This is a genomic window from Moorena sp. SIO3I6 (genome assembly GCF_010672095.1).
The window spans coordinates 1-1,547 of record NZ_JAAHHU010001214.1 but is presented as its reverse complement, the minus strand read 5'-3'; the positions used below and the strand labels follow the sequence as shown (position 1 = coordinate 1,547).

Here is a 1,547-nt window from a genome sequence, read left to right as displayed (position 1 = left end):
TGTTATCCACCAGACTGAATGGCAAATTGCCGCTGCTTTGACTGCCTTAGCCAATAGTCCGATAGCTAGGGTCGGGGATAAGGCTGTTGCCATCACTTATTTGTAGGTAGTCTTTACCAATTTTGAACTGCCTACGGATAACCCTTGCGTGGGAGCAAGATTTCACTGTCAATAGCTTCAGTGTCACTAACTTCACTGCGACTAATTTGAGTCTGAGTGGGTTTAGCGACGCATCCGATGCTTGTTTGTTTTCAACTATAGGTATTGTAGCACATGAAGATTCAGGGAAAAACGGCTCTGGTTACCGGAGCCTCTCGTGGTATTGGCAGAGCGATCGCTTTGGAGTTAGCCCAACAAGGAATAAGACGCTTACTGTTGGTGGCGCGAAATCGCCAACGTTTAGCAGAAGTGGCGGCTGAGATTGAACGACAAGGGGTACTAGTTGTGACGCTCGTCTTAGATCTAACCCAAATAGTAGGAGTCAATATTGCGATCGCACGAGCTTGGCGAAGTTACGGACCAATTGATTTGTTGGTTAACTGTGCTGGCGTTGCTCATCAAGCTCCTTTTCTAGAATCCAAACTGCAAAACTTACAGGAAGAAATCGCCACGAATTTAATGGGTATGTACACAATGACTCGTCTAATTGGGCGACGCATGGCAGCACGACGTGAAGGCACTATTGTCAATGTTTCTAGTTTGATGGGTAAGGTGGCAGCACCGACCATGGCAAGCTATTCCGCTACCAAATTTGGAATTGTTGGTTTTACCCAAGCGTTACGGGGAGAGTTAGCGCCACAAAATATCCGGGTAATGGCTTTACTGCCATCGTTAACAGATACTGATATGGCGCGAGGATTACAGTTGTTTCGCTGGGTGTTGCCGATGACTCCCCAACAAGTCGCTAAGGTACTAGTCGCCAAACTGGAGAAGAACTCATCGGAAATTTTAGTGGGATGGCAAAGTCATTTAGCTATATGGTGTCAGCGTTTCTTTCCTTCGCTATTGGAGAAAGTGTTACGGATTGTAGCTCCTTTATCTTTATCTAGAAGTAAAAGTTTTGGAGAAATAGCAAACAGGCAACAGGCAACAGGCAACAGGAAAGGATTTTGGAGAATAGTTTTGGATTTTGGCTTCTTTAGATCTAATATACAAACGTTTGATAAAGGGTTTGATCAAGGTTTGAAAGACAAGTTTCCTGATTAATCTTTCCGATTTGAACAGGACTTAGACAGCCTACAGATAGATTGGCTGCCTAAGTCTTGTGTAAGCTGATAGCTGACGGCACCTCAAGTAGCGATGCAGCGCGGTCTTGGGAAGGCAGCGCGGTCTTGGGGGTCCCCCCCATGAGCGACTGCCGTGGTTTCCCCCATGAGCGACTGCATCAAGACAGCGTGCGCGTAGCGCATATGCTTACTGTTATTTATGTTGGGTTAGAGTGCTGCTATTTGAATTGATATAAACCGGGCTTTTGTCAAGTACTTGTATAAAAAATTTATCTAACCACAATAAATATTTGAAAAAGTTTTTGCGATTATTATAGCAGA

At 44.8% G+C, this 1,547-nt stretch carries 1 protein-coding gene; it reads left to right on the top strand.

The features are described from left to right. The first annotated feature begins 273 nt into the window (after nucleotides 1–273). On the top strand, nucleotides 274–1,206 hold the full coding sequence (locus F6K49_RS47815; RefSeq protein ID WP_293109611.1) for an SDR family NAD(P)-dependent oxidoreductase: 933 nt from the start codon (nucleotides 274–276) through the stop codon (nucleotides 1,204–1,206). The last annotated feature ends 341 nt before the right edge of the window (nucleotides 1,207–1,547 follow it).

Excerpts from the sequence above, each read along its gene's own strand:
- F6K49_RS47815 (WP_293109611.1), top strand. The coding sequence starts at position 274 with ATGAAGATTCAGGGAAAAACGGCTCTGGTTACCGGAGCCTCTCGTGGT.